The following is a 20,013-nucleotide window of genomic DNA, read 5'->3' on the forward strand; positions in this document are numbered from 1 at the left end:
AAACACCAAATAGTATTTTCGAGCATTTTTGTCATGGAAAGAATTTACATAATGGTATCTTGCTGGCAGATTACAAATTTATGATTTCTAACGCTTCAGAATTTTATTCACTTTTAAAATCTAAATTTCCTTTTACCACAACACCAAAGCAAGAGATTGTGTTACTTCAGTTGTCTGAATTTATTTTTAGCACTACATCAAACGGTCTATATTTATTAAAGGGATACGCAGGTACAGGTAAAACAAGTATTATAGGTACTATAGTGTCACAATTATGGCAAGCCAAAAAAAGTGCTGTTTTATTGGCACCTACAGGTAGAGCGGCTAAAGTGATCTCAAATTATTCTAAAAAGGAAGCATTTACCATTCACAAAAAAATATATTTTCCAAAAAAGGATAAAGGAGGTGGCGTAAAATTCGTTATGCAACCGAACAAGCATAGAAATACCATTTTTATTGTGGATGAGGCTTCTATGATTCCTGATATTCCGGCAGATTCAAAACTTTTCGAAAACGGATCTCTTTTAGATGACCTTATGCAATATGTCTATTCTGGGCATAACTGTAAATTATTACTGATAGGTGATAAGGCACAATTGCCTCCTGTAAAGTCAGAGTTAAGTCCGGCGTTGGATGCTGATAAATTAGAGTTGAATTACAATAAGCACGTTACAAGTATAGAATTAGACGAGGTTGTACGGCAAGAGCAAGATTCTGGTATTTTAGAGAATGCCACGGAATTACGTGCAGTTTTGGATACCGGTTTTTACGATAGCTTTAAATTTAATTTGAAGAATTTCAAAGACATCGTAAGATTGATAGATGGTTACGAAATCATGGACGCCATCAACGATGCTTACAGTACCAATGGCTATGAAGAAACCGCTATCATCGTTCGTAGTAACAAACGCGCTAACATGTACAATCAGCAAATTAGAGAGCGCATTTTGTTTAATGAGACAGAGCTTTCTGCTGGTGACTATCTTATGGTGGTGAAGAACAATTATTTTTGGATTAAACCAACCACGGAAGCCGGATTTATTGCCAATGGTGATATTATTGAGGTTTTAGAGATTTTTAGCCTAAAGGAATTGTACGGTTTCAGATTTGCTGAAGTAAAGATAAAAATGGTCGATTACCCAAGGATGAGACCTTTTGAAACCGTATTGCTGTTAGATACCATTACGTCCGAAACAGCTTCTTTGACTTATGATGAGTCTAACAAACTCTATCAAGAGGTATCAAAAGACTTTCAGGATGAAAAATCCAATTATAAACGCTTTTTAGGTGTAAAGAACAATTCATATTTCAATGCTCTGCAGGTAAAATTTTCCTATGCCATAACATGCCATAAATCTCAAGGGGGTCAATGGAATACGATATTTGTGGAACAACCTTATCTTCCAAATGGACCAGATAAAGATTATATTCGGTGGTTATACACTGCTGTAACAAGAGCCAAAGAGCAACTCTATCTTATCGGTTTTAAAGATAATTTTTTTGAGACGGATGGATTGTAATAAAACCTTTATTTTTGAATTAAGATAACTGATACATGAAAGTCATAGCCATGATTCCTGCGCGATATAGCGCATCCCGATTTCCAGGTAAATTAATGCAAGATTTAGGTGGTAAACCCGTCATTGTGAGAACTTATGAGGCGACAATAGCCACCAAATTATTTGAGGATGTATATGTCGTCACTGATAGTACTATTATTTTTGATGAGATTGTGGCTAATGGAGGTAAGGCTATTATGAGTGAAAAACCCCATGAGTCTGGCTCTGACCGCATTGCCGAAGCTGTGGCTAATGTAGATTGTGATATTGTGGTGAATGTGCAAGGCGACGAACCGTTTACCGAACGAGAAAGCTTAAAAAAGGTTTTAGATGTTTTTAAAACGGATAATGATAAAGACATCGACTTAGCCTCTCTAATGGTAGAGATTCACGATTGGGATGAAATTACCAACCCTAATACCGTAAAGGTGATCGTTGACCAAAATGACTTTGCCTTATACTTTTCGAGAAGCCCAATTCCATATCCAAGAGATAAAGAAACAAACGCTCGCTATTTTAAACATAAAGGAATTTATGCATTTAGAAGAGAAGCGTTATTAGAGTTTACCAAATTACCTATGCAGTTTTTAGAGGCTTCAGAAAAAATAGAATGTATCCGTTATTTGGAGTATGGTAAACGAATTAAAATGGTAGAAACCACTGTTGAAGGCGTAGAAATTGATACCCCCGAAGATTTAGAAAAAGCGAAACTATTGTGGAAGTAGATTTTAAGGAAATAGAAGTTATCGGTTTTGATGCCGATGATACACTTTGGGTCAATGAAACCTATTTTAGGGAGGCTGAAGAAGAGTTTGCAAAATTGTTGTCTCAATTTGAAACTCCTAACAAAATAGACCAAGAGTTGTTTAAGTTGGAGCTTAAAAACCTTCCGATTTATGGTTATGGAGTAAAAGGTTTTGTATTGTCAATGGTTGAAATGGCTTTAGAATTGTCTAACAATACCGTATCTAACGACACCATTAGCAGTATTCTAAATATTGGTAAAGATATGATAAACAAACCAGTAGAATTGCTGGACGGTGTAGAAGGAGTGCTAGAAGAACTTTCAAAAAAATACAAGTTGATCGTAGCCACTAAAGGAGATTTGTTGGATCAAGAACGAAAATTAGAAAAATCTGGCTTGTTAAAATACTTTCATCATATTGAAGTGTTGAGCGAAAAACAAGAAGCTAATTATAAAAAATTATTAGACCATTTAGAGATTAAGCCCAAAGCTTTTTTAATGGTGGGTAACTCATTAAAGTCCGATATTTTGCCATTGGTAAACTTGGGGTCTAAAGCAATTCATGTACCCTTTCATACCACATGGGCACATGAAAAAGTGGCTGATTCGGATGTAAAAAATAAAGAGTATTTGACCTTAAAACGAATAGATGAACTTTTAAAATATTTGAATTAATACATTGAAAACTATAAATAAACAGCATTGGAATAGACAACAGCAATTTGACCATTTTATGGGTTTAAAAGACCCTAGCTTTGCTATTACGTTCAAAGTAGATGTTACAAATGCCTATGCCTTTTCAAAATCGAGGTCTATTAGTTTTTTTGGAAAATACCTTCATGATTGTTTACGAGCTGTTAACTCTATTGAAAATTTCAGGTATCGTATAAAAGATGATGATGTCGTTGAATATGATGTTATTAATGCATCACCTACAATTTTAAGAGCTGATAAGACCTTTGGATTTTCATTTGTGAAATATGATGACAATCTCAATGCGTTTTTAGAAAACCTTTTAAAAGAAAAGCAACGTGTGCAATCTACTAAGAATTTATATCCTCCAGTAAATGGTGACGATTGCATTCATTGTTCGGCGTTGCCATGGATACCGTTTACAGGGCATAAAGAGCCAGTTTCCGGATTGGTAGAGTCGATTCCAGAGGTATCATTTTCAAAGGTAGAAGAGGTCGATGGTAACTGTATGATGAATGTAGCTGTTAGAGTAAATCATGCCCTGATTGATGGTTATCATGTTGGTCAGTTTTATGAAAAGTTTCAATATTTTTTGAATGAATAAACCAAAACACAATTGTATTTATATTTTTGTTGAAGAAATTGATTAAATGACGTATAAAAATTTCCCCATGGTGTCCAAAGTTATTTTTGGTCGCGGTAGTTTCAATCAGTTAGAAGAAATTATTGCTCCAAAACGTAATGGAAGGCATGCACCATTTATCTACTATGTTGATGATGTTTTTAAAGGCAACCATTGGTTGACCTCAAGAATAACTTTGTCCTACAAGGATAAAATCATCTACGTACCTACAAAAGAAGAGCCCAAGACGTCTCAAATTGACACATTAGTTGAAGATATCATTTTAGAATTCAGCGAAAAACCGTCAGGAATTATTGGTATTGGCGGTGGTATTGTTATGGATATTGCCAAGGCAGTATCTCTAATGTTGACCAATAAGGGTGAAGCTAAAGACTATCAAGGCTGGGATCTTATTAAAAATCCAGCAATATATCATGTCGGTATCCCAACCATTTCAGGGACAGGTGCTGAGGTGTCTAGAACAACGATACTTACTGGGCCAGAGCGTAAACTGGGAATCAATAGTGACTATACACCTTTTGACCAGGTGATTCTAGATCCAGAGCTGACCAAAGACGTGCCTAAAGATCAATGGTTTTATACTGGGATGGATTGCTTTATACATTGTATTGAATCCTTAAATGGAACATATTTAAATGCATTCAGCCAATCTTATGGTGAAAAAGCTCTTGATATGTGCAAGGACATATTTCTAAATGACACATTAGATACGGAAACGGCACAAGACCAATTGATGATGGCCTCTTGGCATGGAGGTATGAGTATCGCTTATTCACAAGTAGGTGTTGCACATGCGTTGAGTTATGGGTTATCTTATCTTTTAGGTATAAAACACGGTATTGGTAATTGTATTGTCTTTGATCATTTAGATGAATATTATCCAGAAGGGGTGAAGCTGTTTAAAGACATGAAATCTAAACACGGCATTGAACTTCCAAAGGGTATATGTGAAGATCTCGACGAGCATCAATTTGATGTTATGATAGACGTTGCCTTAAGTTTAGAGCCTCTTTGGGAAAATGCTTTAGGTAAAAAATGGCAGAAAATCATGACCCGAGACAAAGCAAAGGAACTGTATCAAAAAATGTAGTATGAGAGCATTGGCCAGATTCATCTATTTTAAATTACTAGGCTGGCAAATTGTTGGTAATACAGATTTTTCAAAAGACACGATTAAAAAAGCAGTTATAATTGCTGTGCCGCATACGAGTTGGCACGATTTCTATATCGGTCTCCTATTGCGCAAGATAGCAGGTGTAAAAACAAATTTTATAGGTAAGAAGGAACTTTTTAAATGGCCGTTTGGTTATTACTTTAGAGCTATAGGCGGGAGACCAATTGACCGAACTTCTGGTCAAAAAAAGGTTGAAGCTATTGCCAAGTTATTTAAGGAAAATGATGTTTTTAGATTGGCTTTAGCACCAGAAGGTACACGTAAAAAAGTTGAGCAATGGCGAACGGGATTTTACTATATAGCCAAGGCTGCACAGGTTCCGATTATAATGTTTACACTCGATTTTGAAAACAAGCAAAATAAGATCTCAGAGCCATTTTATCCTACGGATGATTTTGAGGCAGACATTGAGTTTATGAAATCTTTCTATAAAGGTGTGAAGGGAAAAGTGCCCGAATACTCATAAATGATTACTATCATTACAATTTTACACCCCTAAAGTCCCCTCAAGTGTTCATTTTTTTGGCTAAAAATAACTTTATAAGTTATATAAAGAGTTGAGCAAACACATTGGTTTGACCAGCATTCATAAACTTAAAATTACAAATTTTGGCATACGATTTGCATTTATTATAGTAACAATGAAACATAAAGTAAACGCAAGTCCCTAAAAAGAAACATTGTTATAAATAAGCTGCCTTTTAAGTGTTAATTTATGGCAGCTTTTTTTTTAGTAGATGATATACTGCTGTATGTTGTTTTCCTTTTTAGTCTTCTTTCTCATCGGGAAGAGCCATAGTATGGTTGGCGATTTGATAGCATTTATTATTGATTTTTACATAAGTCCTCATAAAATGGTAAGTAATTGGACTAAGGCCTCTGTCTATAACAGTAAATCCGCTGATAATACCAGTTGAACCAGAAATAATAACATTGACATCCTTGGAAACTCGGGATTTGGTGTCATTGGTATTAACATTTAGATATCGCTTTATCCTGTCTAAGACTGCTTTTTTATCATCAATCGTATTGGCATGATTATGAACCCATATATAATCTTCTGCCAGAATTGAGTCTATATGGTTGAGATCCAATTCTAATTGAGCCTTTTCCCAGGATGCATCTAATTGTATGAGACTGTCTTTGGTTAAACAATTTTCTTGCACTATTAGTGGGAAAAATGATAAACTGAATGCAATTATTACGGTACTAATTAATTTCATAGTATTTATTAGGTTGAGAATTTGCCACACAAGATTATCCCAATTGCTATTAGGATGCTATTAGCCAAAACTAACTCAGGACTTTCTTTTATTATGCTCTAAGACTAATTCAAATTTGGTTGAGGAGTTAGCCTTAAATAAGGCTTAACTTCTGTATGTCCCTTAGGAAACAAACTTGGTATTTCGTCATTTGAAACAGAAGGGACGATTACACAATCATCACTATTGTTCCAGTTGGCAGGTGTAGCAACTTTATGGTAGGCCGTTAGCTGTAACGAGTCAATGACACGAAGTAATTCGTCAAAATTTCTACCTGTTGATGCAGGATAAGTTATTGTTAGTTTTACTTCTTTATCGGACCCAATTACAAAAACAGACCTAACAGTATGCTTGCTATCTGCGTTAGGGTGTATCATATCATAAAGACTAGCGACCTTTCTATCTTCATCAGCAATAATTGGAAAGTTAACAGTTGTGTTTTGAGTTTCGTTAATGTCACTAATCCAACCCTTATGGGATTCTAATCCATCAACGCTCAGCGCTACTACCTTTACATTTCTTTTGTCAAACTCCGGCTTGTATTTTGCAACAGTTCCTAGTTCTGTTGTACAAACGGGTGTATAGTCTGCAGGATGAGAAAATAATACTCCCCAGCTATCACCAAGCCAGTTATGAAAATCAATTTCGCCTTCCGTGGACTGGGCTCTAAAGTTTGGGGCTTCATCTCCTAATCTAATTGTACTCATTTTCAGTATATTTAAGGTGTTGTTTTCAGATTTTTATATCAAGCATTATTTAATCCTTCTGCTCTTCAATATATTTTTCTAACATTTTTTTAGTCCTAAATTGTAATTTACGCTTAAAGTAACCTGTACCTCCCATTATAGCGCCTTTGACACCAAGGGCTTGCGAGGCCCATTTTTGTAGGTTAAAGCGATCTGTATGCTCAATGATCTTTCCGTCTTTAATCTTAAACTCAGCATCAATTTCATTATGTACTTTCCGACCAGTTCTACTAAAAATGTAATCTGCTTCCCAATGTGCTGTACCGCTTACTGCGTCTTCCATAACATCTGAGAATTCAATTTTAAAGCCCTTTCCAACTTGTGCTTCGCATAACATTTGCCACATATATTTTACACGATCGCCTTTTAGGGTTCCGAATGCAGGGTCATTAAAAACGATATCGTCGTGATATAATGAATTCATTTTTTCTGCATCGAGATTGGAAAATGCCGTATAGAATTGAGTAATAGTGTTCTTCATAGGTTAATAAAAGTGTCTTAAAACCGCTAACAAGAAATTTACGTAAGTAAGGTACAAATAAATGTTGCAATTAATTATGGTTTAGATGGTTAATTGCTATGAAAGAGAAGAAAGGCTACTGATACTATCAGTAGCCTTTTGTTTTTAGTTGTATCTTATATTTGGTTTGAGCATAGAGCCTCAATGTCCACACTTATAGCTAAACTTTACTACTCACCCTAAGATTCCTCCATAGTGTGGTACACATTCTGTACATCATCATCCTCTTCAATTTTTTCGAGAAGTTTTTCGACATCTTCGACTTCTTCTGGACTCAATGTTTTGGTAACCTGTGGAATGCGTTCAAAACCAGATGACAATATCTCTATGCCACGGGATTCTAATTCGGCTTGTATGGCACCAAAACTTTCAAAAGGCGCATAGATTAATATACCATCGTCATCAACAAACACTTCTTCAGCACCAAAATCTATAAACTCTAATTCAATTTCTTCAGGGTCTAAGCCTTCTGCCGGTATTCTAAAATTACAGGTGTGATCGAACATAAAGACAACAGAGCCAGAAACCCCTAAGCTTCCATCACACTTATTAAAATAACTCCGAATATTTGCCACTGTTCTGGTATTATTATCTGTAGCTGTTTCTACCAAAATTGCTATGCCATGGGGAGCATAGCCTTCAAAAACAACTTCCTTATAATCACCCTGATTTTTATCCGAAGCTCGTTTAATGGCACGCTCAATATTGTCCTTGGGCATATTAACGGCCTTGGCATTTTGTATTACCGCTCGTAATCTCGAATTGCTATCTGGATCTGGACCACCTTCTTTAACCGCCATAACAATGTCTTTACCAATTCTGGTAAAGGCTTTGCTCATGGCTGCCCAGCGTTTCATTTTCCGTGCTTTTCTAAACTCAAAAGCTCTTCCCATAACTCTTAATTGAAATTTTTGCTAAAGTATTAAAATGATTTATTCCTCGGGTTCTACTATAGCTTCAATTGCATCTACTAAAGCAAAGTCTTTTTGAGTAACTCCACCAACATCATGTGTTGATATTGAGATTTTAAGCACATTATAAACGTTGGACCAGTTTGGGTGATGATTAAGTGCTTCGCATTCAAAAGCAATGCGGCTCATAGCACTAAAGCAGTCCTTAAAGTTTTCGAATTCAAATTCTGCATTTAAGGCATCATCAAAATATTCCCAATCTGGAAATTGTAATAATTTGGCTTCTATTGTGTCTTTGTCTAGTGTACTCATATCTATTATTTTATTTGAAATGTAATAAATCCATTACCGACTTCCAAGCTATTTCTGTAACTCTTCTATAACGGTATGGCTTGTTAATTGTAAATGTTTTGGTAATCTGTTAAACTTTGGCAAAACAGCCAAGTAGCGGTCTTCATTTGTTGTAAATACATGTTTAAGCTGTACAGTTGTGTCCGAAATCATTGCCAGAATATCTTTAAAGAACTCATCATGATGCACTAAATCTGTACTGCCAGAGTGAAAAATACCATATTTATTCCTGTTGATGATATAATGAATCTGCTGGGTTACTTTTCTGTCTAAAGTGACATTCATTATAAGATTAGGGAAAATCTCAACCGCCTCTTTTTCTAAAATTAGTTGCTTCATTTCTTGAATGCGCGGAGAGTTTTGACCAAATACCATAGGCAACCTTATGATCGCTACTTGGCGTTTTGGCATGCGCAGTAACATATTTTCGATTTTTATCTTAAAGTGCCCATATATACTGTGACTCAGTGTTTTATCATTTTCATAACTTGGGAATTTGCTGTAGGCATCAAAAGCATTGGCAGACGATAGAAAAATAATTTTTGATTTATGCCTTAGCGCATATTCTGCCAAATGGATATGTGCAATGGTTTGTGCATGAAAATCGCCACGGAGTGCTGAAATAATAATAGAAGGTCTTGTGGCTTCTAAAATCTCCCAGATATCATCTTCTTCCACATTATAATGAAAGAATTGTTTGTTGGCTTCGTGTAATTTATTGGGCGTAAAATAAGTGCCGTAGGTTCTAAAATAAGGATAGAGCTCCTTATAGATTTCTCCACCCAAATAGCCGCTAACCCCTAAAATGAGAATTTTGTGTTTTTCTTGCTCCTTCGACATAAATCAGTTGCTCATACCTTGTGTTAGCCTTTGTAGAAGGGTAATTTAACAACAGTTGCAGGAAGGGCATTTTTACGGACTTGAATATAAATTTTACTACCAACATCTGAGAAAACAGGTGGTACATATCCGAGACCGATACCTTTTTTTAGAGAAGGTGACATGGTACCAGAAGTAACTCTGCCTATGGCTTTTCCATTAGAATCAACAATATCATAACCTTGTCTCGGAATACCTTTTTCATCCAATTCAAAAGCGACTAACTTTTGATCTAACACACGCTGTTTTTGTTCATACAAATTTTCAGAGTTTGTAAAATCTTTTGTGAACTTAACAATCCAGCCTAATCCGGCTTCAAATGGGGAAGTGGTATCATCAATATCATTGCCGTAAAGACTGTAGCCCATTTCTAATCTTAAGGTATCTCTTGCTGCTAAACCTATTGGCTTAATGCCAAAGTCTTTACCAGCCTCAAAAACTTTATCCCAAATTTGTTTGACTTCAGAATTCTTACAGTAAATCTCAAAGCCACCACTACCAGTATAACCAGTAGCAGAAATAATAACATGTTCAATCCCTGCAAAATCACCAACTACAAAATTGTAAAATTTAATATCAGATAAATCATGACTACTCAGTGACTGCATGGCTTCAACAGCTTTAGGACCTTGTATTGCCAAAAGGGAATAATCATCACTAAGATCTCGTAGTTGTGCTCCGACATCGTTTTTAGAGACAATCCAATTCCAATCTTTTTCAATATTACTAGCATTGACAACCAAGAGGTAGGTATCTTCTTTTATGCGATAAACAATAAGGTCATCGACAATGCCACCAGTTTCATTTGGAATACAGCTGTACTGTGCTTTACCAACAGTAAGTTTAGAAGCATCATTACTACTCACTTTTTGTATTAAATCCAAAGCATTTGGGCCTTCAACCAAAAATTCGCCCATGTGTGACACATCAAAAACCCCAACCGCATTTCTTACGGTTTCGTGTTCTATGTTTACCCCTTCGTATTGTACAGGCATATTAAAGCCTGCAAAAGGCACCATCTTAGCTCCGAGTGCTTTGTGAGTGGCTGTTAACGCAGTATCTTTCATAAAATTGACTTCAAAATTTGAATGTCAAAATTAAGTAAAATAAGTTGTTTTGTTTAATGCTTCAAGTATTAATTATCAAGAATAGACACCTCGAATTTTAGTTGGTATTATTCTTCTTCCATTTGATTTTCTCAGCAAGCTTGATGGCCATTTTACCACCTAACCATGCCATTGGAATGTAGGCCACTATAATATCTAATGCTGTAAACCACGTTGGTCCTGGTAAGATATAATTTACCATAATACCACCAAGTAAGAAGAGTGCACCGACAATCATGGCAAACGTCATTTTACGGTTTTCGGCTATAATACCAGCAATGAGAGCACCTGCCAGTGTTCCTAATGCATGGGCAAGAAAAGGAAAGATAAAATATTCTCCTGTTAAGGTCGGCATAACCTGAGCTAGAGCATCCATATCGGATGTGTCGACATTTTTTATCGGAAATATAATATGACCCAGTTGTATGAGTCCTAAGTTTATAATGCTGCCACTAAACCATCCGACAACGATAGCTAGTATTTTTCTAATAACAGGATACATATCTTACGTTTTATAGTTAGATTAAATGTACTAAAAATTTAATTCTTCAAGCTTTTGGTTATAGTCGAATTGCAAATCCTCGTGTAGTGCCTTTATTTTCTTTTCAATAGAGAGCACCTGTCTTCGGTACAAATTATCTAAGGTTTTATTTCGATGAATATCTGGTTTGAGACTGTTTAGACGCTCACAAAAGTAGAGGAGTAGCTCTACTTCGGTAGCCTTTTTCTGAGAATACCTGGCATAGGTTCTAATGTGACGAAGAATTTTACGAATGGTCTTTTTCATATAGAAGTAACTATCCGTATTTATGCCATTAAAATCGTCATCCAATGTGTCTTTTATACTTTGTATGTAACCATCTTCATTATGTGATTGAAACAATAAATACGTTAAAAGAGCCTTGTTTTCCTTTTTAAAACGCCCTAAACGAAGACAGAGCTGTAGCAAATCTTCTTTGGGTAAATATTGAAGCTCTTTTTTTATTGTGACTATGGATTCAATCTTCATATTATGGATTTATAATTTTGAGCACTTCATCTTTGTAGGTTTTACCAATTGGGATTTTATATTCATCTATGCCAATTTGGTTGCCCATAAGATAAGTCATTCGGTTTAAGTTGATACAAAATGATTTATGAACTCTTAAAAAATTAGGGGGAAGATTTTCTAAGAACTTAGAGAAGGTACTATGTACAGTAAGTATTTTGTTGTCGTAATGTACTTTTACATAATCACCGAAAGCCTCTATATAAGAAATATTGTCTAGCTTTACTTTATAAAGCGTTTTATTCTCCTTAAGTATAATGAAGTCTTTTTGTTCTCTTGAAACTTTGCTAAGTGCCTTTTCTACAGCTTCTAAAAAACGATGATAAGCAATAGGTTTTAATAAATAATCGGTGGCGTTAAGGTCAAAGCCTTGTAAAGCATATTGCGGGTAGGCCGTTGTGAAAATAACCTGTGGTGGATTTACTAAACGTTTATAAAAATCTAATCCTGATTCTTTTGGCATATTAATATCCAAGAAAATAAGATCTACATTCTTTTTTTCTTTAATTGTTTTGAAAGCCGATTCTGCATTTCTACAGGTCGCTATTAGATTTAGACCATTTGTCTCGCCCACAAAATGCTCTAAGACTTTCTGTGATGAAACTTCATCATCAACTATAATACATGATATAGTATAATTTTTATTGGTCTTCATCTATAATTTTGATGGTCACTTTAAATAAATCAGAGGTATTTTCAATCTTAAACTCATGTTGATTAGGGTATACCAAATTTAGGTTATCTTCAAGGGTTTTTAAGCCTACACCAGAATAGTCCTTATCTAAGTCGTTATTGTAATCGTTGTTTTTATTACTCACTTCAAAATAAAATCCTTTCCCTTGCTGAATTAATTTAATCTTTATTTTTGATGCTGAATCATCTGGGGATAATCCATATTTAAAACTATTTTCTAATAAGGGCAGTAGTAACATTGGATAAATCTTAAAGGCTATACTTTCAATATTTGTGTTAAACTCAATAAGCTCTGGGTTCAGACTCCTATAACTTTGAAAGGTGATGTAGTTTTTAATCAATTCAACTTCTTGTTTTAAGGTAACTCGCTCTGTATCTGAATCGTAAATGACATATCTTAAGAGATTAGACAATTCTACTATAGCCTTAGTGACATCTTTCTTTTGCTCTATTGCCATTGAATAGATGACATTTAAAGAATTGAACAAAAAATGCGGGTTCATCTGTGCTCTTAAAGCAGAGAGCTGTGTTTCAATATGTGTGTTTTTGAGTTTCAAGATTCTGTTTTCTGTGGCATTAAAATAGAACCAATCCTCTGTTAATTTCAAAAGGGTTGTTGCTACTAATACTATGATAAAAATAATATAGGCATTAATATCAGAGAGGTAAGAAATGAAGAAGAAATTTGGAAACAAGATGTCTATTATAGACATAAAGAAAAGTTGAAATACAAAAGCAAAAAAACATAAATTCAACAGAAATAAGATAATATATAGTTTATATTTTTCCGTTTTTAAAAAACTTGGAATTAGAATGTAAAAATTGATAACTACAGGTATAGCAATAAATACCAAAAACGAAAGCGTATATAAATAGTCTGTTTTTATGGGATTCTTTCCCTTAGAAAAAATAAATAACAGTATAATAAATGCCAAAGCCCATAAGCCTCCATTAAAAATGAGAGGCCTATGTGCATTTGTTTTCTTAATTATTTGGTCTAACCTAAGGGGCTGCATTGTAAGGCTCTAGTTTGTAAACATCATCATTATCCCATTTGTTATCTATTTCTGTTTTCATAAACTTTCTCAAAAATTGATATAATTCTTCAGAAGAGGCTGTCAATATTAAGTCGTTATCTACACCAGATTCTTCGTGTTTTAATCGTAGTTTTTGTTCTTCAAACAGTCGATTCATTACAGATTCTGACAACCACTTGAAAACAATGGATTTACCTGAATTAAATTGTACATAAGCCGTTGAATGTGTTTTTAGAAGATGTTCAGCAGCTAAACTGTTTATATCATCACTTTCATATTCAAAAGGTGTGACATCAATAAATAAGTAATCATCTACCATAAAAGGCATAGCAATAAAACTGGCTTGCTTTTTTGATCGCTCATAGGAAATAATATAACCGTCTTTATACCTTTCATAAGCTTCAAAATCTTCTTTCATTAATTTTGAAGGGTCTTTATTATCTTCTTTCCATTTGCTTTTAAAAGATACAATGTTCCAAGTGCTATTTCTTTGGTCTTTCCATTCGCCTACTAATTTGGTATTATACTTTAATTTACTTTTTATATAATATGGCTGAATTGATTTTACAATACAAGAACTAAATAGTCCTAAAGCAATAATTGATAGAAGGATTCGAGTTTTCATAAGTGTTGTTTTAAGATTGTTATACAAACCTCATAAAATTGTTGTGTTGCTACAATAAATTTCGACCAACACAAGTCTGCTAATGCCAAACACTTTATAAAAGAAAGATTATTTGGTTATTCTATCATCAACTGAATATTTCCCTGCTCCGGTAAAGAATAGAACAACAAAAACAAATAAATAGAGTAGTGCCATTTCTTTTCTGGCTAAAGGGTCGGATCCATGCACAATAAAAGCGGCAACTGCCATAGTTAACGCAGCTGGGATAGCAGCAAGTTTTGTTTTAAGCCCTAAAACTATAAGAACCGGAGCAACGACTTCACCAATTAGACATAAAATAAGTGAAGCTGTTGGTCCGACACCGATTGGATCTGGAAAAGAGGTTGGGTCTGATAGCCTTTGTAATTTTGGAATACCATGCGTAAGCATCATTCCACCAAAGCCTAATCTCAATATTAAAAGGCCAAGGTCATTAAATCTGGTAGTCATAATATATTATTTACAGATGCCTCTAAAATAAAAAAACCATCAAGTTAATTGATGGTTAATATTTATTTTTTACAAAAAGACTTTACCTCAACTTTGGGAAATCCGATGGATTAGCCTCGTGCATTATACCATAGACTACTTCAAAAATATCTTCAATAGATGGTTTTGAAAAATAATCACCATCCGTGCCGTAAGCAGGTCTATGTTCTTTGGCCGTTACGGTTTTTGGCTGACTGTCTAAATGCTGAAAGGCATTCTGTGTGTTCATAATCTCATTTAAAATATAGGCTGAAGCACCTCCTTTTACATCTTCGTCAATGACCAAAAGCCTATTGGTCTTAGCAACGCTTTTAACAATATCATGGTTAATATCGAATGGTAAAAGTGACTGTACATCTATAACTTCAGCATCTATGCCTACTTCCAATAATTCTTTTGCAGCTTGTTCTACCAAACGTAAGGTTGACCCATAAGATACCAAGGTAATGTCATCACCTTCTTTTAAAGTTTCAACAACACCAATCGGAGTTTTAAACTCGCCTAAATTAGACGGTAATTTTTCTTTAAGTCTATACCCATTAAGACATTCGACAATAAGAGCCGGGTCATCACTTTCTAACAGTGTATTATAAAATCCGGCGGCTTTAGTCATATTTCTTGGCACCAAAACATGAATTCCTCGAATTAAATTAATGATACCACCCATTTGCGAACCGGCATGCCAAATACCTTCCAAACGATGGCCACGTGTTCTTACTATAAGAGGTGCCTTTTGCTTGCCTTTTGTTCTGTACTGTAAGGTTGCCAAATCATCACTCATAATCTGAAGGGCATACATCAAATAATCGAGATACTGAATTTCGGCTATTGGTCTAAGACCACGCATAGCCATACCTATACCTTGTCCTAAAATTGTAGCTTCTCGTATACCAGTGTCAGCAACTCTAAGAGGCCCAAATTTCTCTTGTAGGCCTTCTAGTCCTTGGTTGACATCACCAATTTTACCTGCGTCCTCACCAAAAATTAAGGCTTCAGGGTACTTACTAAAAAGCGCTTCAAAATTATCTCTTAGTACAATTCGCCCATCAACTAAACTCTTATTATCATCATAAACCGGTGAGACTTCTTTTTGGTGTAAAGCGCTATACTTTGATGTACTGTGTAAATGAGAACTGTATTTTGGTTGAATCTTTTCAAAATAAGCGTTAATCCAATTCTGCAGTTCGGTTTTGGCGCTCGAAGATTCGCTAACTACGAAGCGTAATGCTTTTCTGGCATAAGCCAATATGTCTTTTCTTAAAGCTTCGTCCATAGAAGCTAGGTCATTTCGTAACTTTGATATGAAAGCCCCGTTGGCACTTGAGTTAGCCAAATTATCTAGAAGGCTTAGTATTTCCTTTAATTCGTGGTTAATTGGGTTTATAAATGCTTTCCAGGCGGCCTTTTTACCATCTCTAACAGATTTCTTAATCTGTTTTTCTAATTCAGCAAGTTCCTCATCCGTAGCGATACTGTTGGCAACCATCCATTCTCGCATTTTAAGATTGCAATCGTGCTCAGTTTCCCAATTAAGTCGTTCTTCACTTTTGTAGCGTTCATGAGATCCAGAGGTTGAGTGACCTTGTGGTTGTGTTAATTCTTGTACATGGATCATTACTGGGACGTGCTCTTTTCTTGCAACTTGCCCAGCGCGTTGGTAAACATCGATCAGTTCAGGATAATTCCAGCCGTTGACACGCATAATTTCATAACCATCTCCATGCTCATCTCGTTGAAACCCTTTTAAAATTTCAGAAATATTTTCTTTGGTGGTTTGGTGCTTTGCATGAACTGAAATTCCATATTCATCATCCCAGATACTTATAACCATAGGGACTTGAAGTACACCAGCTGCATTGATGGTTTCAAAAAATAACCCTTCGCTTGTACTAGCATTACCAATGGTACCCCACGCAACTTCCTTCCCTTTCTTTGAGAATTTTGAATCATCAATACCTTCAACATGCCTATATATTTTAGAGGCTTGAGCCAACCCTAATAAGCGAGGCATTTGCCCAGCAGTTGGGGATATATCTGCACTTGAATTTTTTTGGGCCGTTAAATCAACCCACTCACCATTATCATCCAAACTATGGGTTGCAAAATGCCCTCCCATTTGCCGACCGGCTGACATAGGTTCTTCATTTATATCTGTATTGGCATATAGACCAGCAAAGAACTGTTCAATAGTCAATTCTCCAATAGCCATCATAAAGGTTTGGTCACGGTAATAACCAGATCGAAAATCTCCATTTTCAAAAGCCTTTGCCCATGCGATTTGAGGGACTTCCTTTCCATCTCCAAAAATACCGAATTTGGCTTTACCCGTCAACACCTCACGACGTCCTAATAGACTACACTCACGACTTGTCACTGCAATTTTATAGTCGTTTAAGACTTCAGCTTTAAAATCTTCAAATGTAATTTCTGTTTTAGAACTTTCGTTAGGCTTCATTTACTAGGTGTTTAAGTGCTGCAAAATTAACAAAATTCACTCGGTTTTGCAATCCCTTATTATGTTATAATATTGAATAATTATTAACAAACTAGAGAAAAGAGTGTGGTTAATTAAAAATTATTCAAAAAATTAACTTTTAACTAACAATCCCTTAATACCATTTGCGTCTAAAAAGTCCTAAAAGTACTTGCGGATCTACCGTAAACATAAATCGGATTTTTTGGTCATAATTGGGTTGCCCAATTTCCCACCCCAAATTTGAATATATAGGAAAGAATATTTCAAAATAGTCCTCAACGAGGTTTAGTCGTATCCCAGAATCATACACAAAAACAGGATCAATAAATCTGTTTTTTACAAATCCAACATCACCATAAGCTTGAATATATCTCCAAATAGATGTACTAAAGTTTGCTGTTGCCATCCATTGGTTGGCAAAGGCTGGATTTAGTTTGGATTTAAAACCACCTTCAGCTATAATAATCTGCTGGCTAAAGAGTCCTGCATCTTCAGATCTTCCTAGATAGTTAAGGTCAAACAAATAGTCTGTTGGTCTATCTAGTGCAAAGCTAAAGAAGTTAGAATTTGGATCTGTATTGTTTTCTAAAAATGTACCTGCGTAGAATCTAAAGTTATAGTTTCTATTATTTTCGCTTAATTTTCTAAATTCATAATTGATTGATACTTTACTGAATTTATCCGCAATTTGAAAGTCAGCACCAAACCTTGAGAAATTGATAATCCCCGGGTTTGAGTGTATGTATCTTAAATTTAATACGCCGTAGTCTGGTTCATTAACTACAACTGTAGCGTCACTTCCGATATTGCGCTCTATACTAACATATCTCAAATCGATAAAATCCCGTTTATCTGATCGAAAATCGTCCTTATCCCTAAATACAAAACCCAACGTTGGTCTAATCCTTGTAAAAAATGCATCTTGGGCAAAAGATTGATATGCCATTGATATGCCGTAAGTAATATTGAAAAGATTTGAGTCCTCAAGATTATGGGTGTAAAATACCGTGCCGCCACCGGTAAACGATTTTGAACGCGTTGCATATTGCGGTGAAAATTTGTAATTCAATCGTTTTCTTAAAATGGTTTTGTTATAAAACTTTGCTCCTAGTGTTAAGCCGTCATAGATATTATTAAATTCTACTAGTGGCATTAAAAAAACCTGATTGTAGTAAGGGTCTTCTATATCCTTGAAAAGTCTAAATTGTAACGGCTTACGACCAAAAATTGACCCATTTGTAGATTTGTAATTATTCCTTCGGTTAAATTCAGGGATGATATTGTCATTGTCCAAGACCAGTTTATCAGCGCCATTATTTGGTATTGTAAACGACTTCATTTTACCAATATCCTCCAACCAATACTTGTCTATTACTGTATCGTTTTTTAAGGCAAACAGACTAATCGGCAACGTATTCTCTCGCTTGTTTTTAACGGTAAAGTTTATAGAATCTGATGTGGCTTTCACATCCATCAGCTTAAAATCTATTTTTTTACGGGCAGAAAGGTATTCGTCAAAGAACCAGTCAATGTTTTGCTCAGTATTGTTTTTGAGATAGTTCTCAAAGTCTTTTGCTGTTATTTGTTTGAGCGTGTTTTCTTCTATAAAATCCTTAAATAATAACTTAAGATTGGCATCTTGAGTAAAATCATCTAAATAGTGAAGTCCTAATCCTGTTTTGTATTTACCGGCAATATTAGCATTAAATTTAACTAGCGAGTCCTTTGAGGTTGTAATGGGTTGGTCATTATTTTTCCGCACCATTTCCATAGAGTAGAGGTAATATTGGTAATTGAAACTAAGGTCGGAAGCATGAAAAGCACGAACACCCCAAACATCTGCCAGGGTTCCTAAAAGTTTCATTTTTGGATAATTATCCTCTACATATTTCATCAAAAAATAAATTTGTAAACCTTCGTTTACCCAATGGTCACTGCGAGGGTTTACAATAAGCTTACTGTCTAAGTGGTTTTTTAAAGCTGTCTTTAAAATTTTCATTTCGTACTGAAAATCATCAGGGAACGGTCTTAGAAAATCTGGTAGTTGATTGAGACCGTAGAGTGGATTTCGATTATAATCAGTATTGGTAATTACCATTTTGCTATGAGGATAAGCACCTAGGTTTTCTGTTAGAAAGCGCGTTACCCTATCTGTTAAAATGGCTTTTTCAAATGGTTCTAGATCTTTTTCATCAATATTTGAAAGGATGGTAAAGTCATCAGTTTTTGTTGAGCTAAAATTAGATTGCTTTAATAAGGAAAAATAAGTGGTTGTTCTGTTTTTGCCTGTAAAAGTTTTAGTGGTTGAGTGCCCAAGTATTTGGGTGCTTTCTTCATTTAGCGCTGTAATAGTTTTGTAGTTGGTCGGGTAGGTAACTGTTAGCGCAACATCAGACACAGGGATGTGCATGTCATCCAGATTCTTGTTGCTGTAATAATGCCATTGCCCATCATAGACAGCAGGGGTAATGTACCAGTGCTTTAGCTTAAATTCACCTTCGTCCGTAAATCCATAATCCGTATAGGTAGCGTTGGGTAAGATTAAGGTGTATTCTAATTGAATTGTGTAACTTTCTTGTGGTGTTAATGGTTTATCTAATTTGACCTCTATAACATCGGGATATCCATCTGCATACTTATAATTTAAATCTTCAAGTAATTCATTTTTTATGTTGAAGATTTTAGTGTAACCACGATCTTCTTTTTTTGCTAAATGAAATTTAGTTGAGAACTCTTCTTCAAAACGTTCAGCTAAAGGTGTTTTTTTGCTGGAGTAGCTGTTGTTCCAATCATTCAGGTAAATAGTAGTAAGCGTATCCTTTGATGTGTTTTGGTAAGTGATGGTTTGAGAAATGGTAATGCTTTTTGTATTATCATCTACGTTAGCATCAACGGACATCTTATTTTGTCCCATTACAAAAATGGAACAAAAGCAAAAAACAAGAAAGATGTGGGGATGCTTTATCAAGGATTTTAGCTTATAGGGTTTATCACTTATAACACTTACGTTATGAGCG

General features: G+C 35.1%; 21 protein-coding genes. 6 read left to right on the forward strand and 15 right to left on the reverse strand.

Features of this window, described 5'->3' with window-relative positions; genetic code table 11:
• Nucleotides 1–80 precede the first annotated feature (80 nt).
• Genes ACFEMA_RS13425 through ACFEMA_RS13450 form a run of 6 tightly spaced genes read left to right on the forward strand, consistent with a single transcriptional unit; the run spans nt 81 to nt 5,280 of the window.
• On the forward strand, nt 81–1,520 hold the full coding sequence (locus tag ACFEMA_RS13425; RefSeq protein ID WP_411768723.1) for an ATP-dependent RecD-like DNA helicase: 1,440 nt from the start codon (nt 81–83) through the stop codon (nt 1,518–1,520).
• Between the two features lie 35 nt (nt 1,521–1,555).
• Entirely contained in the window at nt 1,556–2,284 is a 729-nt protein-coding gene (gene kdsB, locus ACFEMA_RS13430; RefSeq protein WP_411768724.1) for a 3-deoxy-manno-octulosonate cytidylyltransferase, read from the forward strand.
• Nucleotides 2,275–2,979 (forward strand): HAD family hydrolase, encoded by a 705-nt coding sequence (locus ACFEMA_RS13435; RefSeq protein ID WP_411768725.1) that lies wholly within the window; start codon nt 2,275–2,277, stop codon nt 2,977–2,979. Before kdsB ends, ACFEMA_RS13435 begins: the two co-directional genes overlap by 10 nt.
• A 4-nt stretch (nt 2,980–2,983) precedes the next feature.
• The gene (locus ACFEMA_RS13440; RefSeq protein ID WP_411768726.1) at nt 2,984–3,601 is read left to right on the forward strand and encodes a CatA-like O-acetyltransferase; all 618 of its coding nucleotides are present in this window, start codon (nt 2,984–2,986) and stop codon (nt 3,599–3,601) included.
• A gap of 46 nt (nt 3,602–3,647) precedes the next feature.
• Nucleotides 3,648–4,730 carry an iron-containing alcohol dehydrogenase family protein gene (locus ACFEMA_RS13445; RefSeq protein ID WP_411768727.1) on the forward strand — a complete coding sequence of 361 codons (1,083 nt, stop codon included), beginning with the start codon at nt 3,648–3,650 and terminating at the stop codon, nt 4,728–4,730.
• 1 nt (nt 4,731) lies between these two features.
• The gene (locus ACFEMA_RS13450; protein WP_411768728.1) at nt 4,732–5,280 is read left to right on the forward strand and encodes a 1-acyl-sn-glycerol-3-phosphate acyltransferase; all 549 of its coding nucleotides are present in this window, start codon (nt 4,732–4,734) and stop codon (nt 5,278–5,280) included.
• Between the two features lie 301 nt (nt 5,281–5,581).
• Here ACFEMA_RS13450 and ACFEMA_RS13455 read toward each other — a convergent pair whose 3' ends face one another.
• The 15 genes from ACFEMA_RS13455 to ACFEMA_RS13525 form a co-directional block, all read right to left on the reverse strand.
• Complete coding sequence (locus tag ACFEMA_RS13455) at nt 5,582–6,037, reverse strand: nuclear transport factor 2 family protein (protein WP_411768729.1); 456 nt, start codon at nt 6,035–6,037, stop codon at nt 5,582–5,584.
• A gap of 104 nt (nt 6,038–6,141) precedes the next feature.
• Nucleotides 6,142–6,783: a peroxiredoxin gene (locus ACFEMA_RS13460; RefSeq protein ID WP_411768730.1), complete on the reverse strand. Its 642-nt coding sequence runs from the start codon at nt 6,781–6,783 to the stop codon at nt 6,142–6,144.
• A 49-nt stretch (nt 6,784–6,832) separates the two neighbouring features.
• A complete protein-coding gene (locus ACFEMA_RS13465; RefSeq protein ID WP_411768731.1) occupies nt 6,833–7,303 on the reverse strand; it encodes a nuclear transport factor 2 family protein in 471 nt (156 codons plus the stop codon).
• A 218-nt stretch (nt 7,304–7,521) separates the two neighbouring features.
• Nucleotides 7,522–8,235 (reverse strand): YebC/PmpR family DNA-binding transcriptional regulator, encoded by a 714-nt coding sequence (locus ACFEMA_RS13470; protein ID WP_411768732.1) that lies wholly within the window; start codon nt 8,233–8,235, stop codon nt 7,522–7,524.
• Between the two features lie 39 nt (nt 8,236–8,274).
• Nucleotides 8,275–8,565, reverse strand: a complete 291-nt coding sequence (locus ACFEMA_RS13475; protein ID WP_411768733.1) for a 4a-hydroxytetrahydrobiopterin dehydratase — start codon at nt 8,563–8,565, stop codon at nt 8,275–8,277.
• Between the two features lie 48 nt (nt 8,566–8,613).
• The gene (locus ACFEMA_RS13480; protein ID WP_411768734.1) at nt 8,614–9,444 is read right to left on the reverse strand and encodes a sugar nucleotide-binding protein; all 831 of its coding nucleotides are present in this window, start codon (nt 9,442–9,444) and stop codon (nt 8,614–8,616) included.
• A 23-nt stretch (nt 9,445–9,467) separates the two neighbouring features.
• Nucleotides 9,468–10,550 (reverse strand): glycine cleavage system aminomethyltransferase GcvT, encoded by a 1,083-nt coding sequence (gene gcvT, locus ACFEMA_RS13485; protein WP_411768735.1) that lies wholly within the window; start codon nt 10,548–10,550, stop codon nt 9,468–9,470.
• 97 nt (nt 10,551–10,647) lie between these two features.
• Nucleotides 10,648–11,091: a hypothetical protein gene (locus tag ACFEMA_RS13490; RefSeq protein WP_411768736.1), complete on the reverse strand. Its 444-nt coding sequence runs from the start codon at nt 11,089–11,091 to the stop codon at nt 10,648–10,650.
• 30 nt (nt 11,092–11,121) lie between these two features.
• Nucleotides 11,122–11,598 carry a hypothetical protein gene (locus ACFEMA_RS13495; RefSeq protein ID WP_411768737.1) on the reverse strand — a complete coding sequence of 159 codons (477 nt, stop codon included), beginning with the start codon at nt 11,596–11,598 and terminating at the stop codon, nt 11,122–11,124.
• Nucleotide 11,599: 1 nt separating this feature from the next.
• Nucleotides 11,600–12,292, reverse strand: a complete 693-nt coding sequence (locus tag ACFEMA_RS13500) for a LytR/AlgR family response regulator transcription factor (RefSeq protein WP_411768738.1) — start codon at nt 12,290–12,292, stop codon at nt 11,600–11,602.
• The gene (locus ACFEMA_RS13505) at nt 12,279–13,043 is read right to left on the reverse strand and encodes a sensor histidine kinase (protein WP_411768739.1); all 765 of its coding nucleotides are present in this window, start codon (nt 13,041–13,043) and stop codon (nt 12,279–12,281) included. The genes ACFEMA_RS13500 and ACFEMA_RS13505 overlap by 14 nt, the downstream gene beginning before the upstream one ends.
• A 289-nt stretch (nt 13,044–13,332) precedes the next feature.
• The gene (locus ACFEMA_RS13510; protein WP_411768740.1) at nt 13,333–13,992 is read right to left on the reverse strand and encodes a hypothetical protein; all 660 of its coding nucleotides are present in this window, start codon (nt 13,990–13,992) and stop codon (nt 13,333–13,335) included.
• 108 nt (nt 13,993–14,100) lie between these two features.
• The gene (locus ACFEMA_RS13515) at nt 14,101–14,481 is read right to left on the reverse strand and encodes a DoxX family protein (RefSeq protein WP_411768741.1); all 381 of its coding nucleotides are present in this window, start codon (nt 14,479–14,481) and stop codon (nt 14,101–14,103) included.
• A gap of 82 nt (nt 14,482–14,563) precedes the next feature.
• Nucleotides 14,564–16,975 carry a thiamine pyrophosphate-dependent enzyme gene (locus ACFEMA_RS13520; RefSeq protein WP_411768742.1) on the reverse strand — a complete coding sequence of 804 codons (2,412 nt, stop codon included), beginning with the start codon at nt 16,973–16,975 and terminating at the stop codon, nt 14,564–14,566.
• A gap of 154 nt (nt 16,976–17,129) precedes the next feature.
• Nucleotides 17,130–19,910, reverse strand: coding sequence for a metalloprotease (locus ACFEMA_RS13525; protein WP_411768743.1), 2,781 nt, complete (start codon nt 19,908–19,910; stop codon nt 17,130–17,132).
• Nucleotides 19,911–20,013: the final 103 nt, after the last annotated feature.

The organism is Winogradskyella sp. A3E31 (assembly GCF_046720935.1).
Taxonomy (GTDB): Bacteria; Bacteroidota; Bacteroidia; order Flavobacteriales; family Flavobacteriaceae; genus Winogradskyella.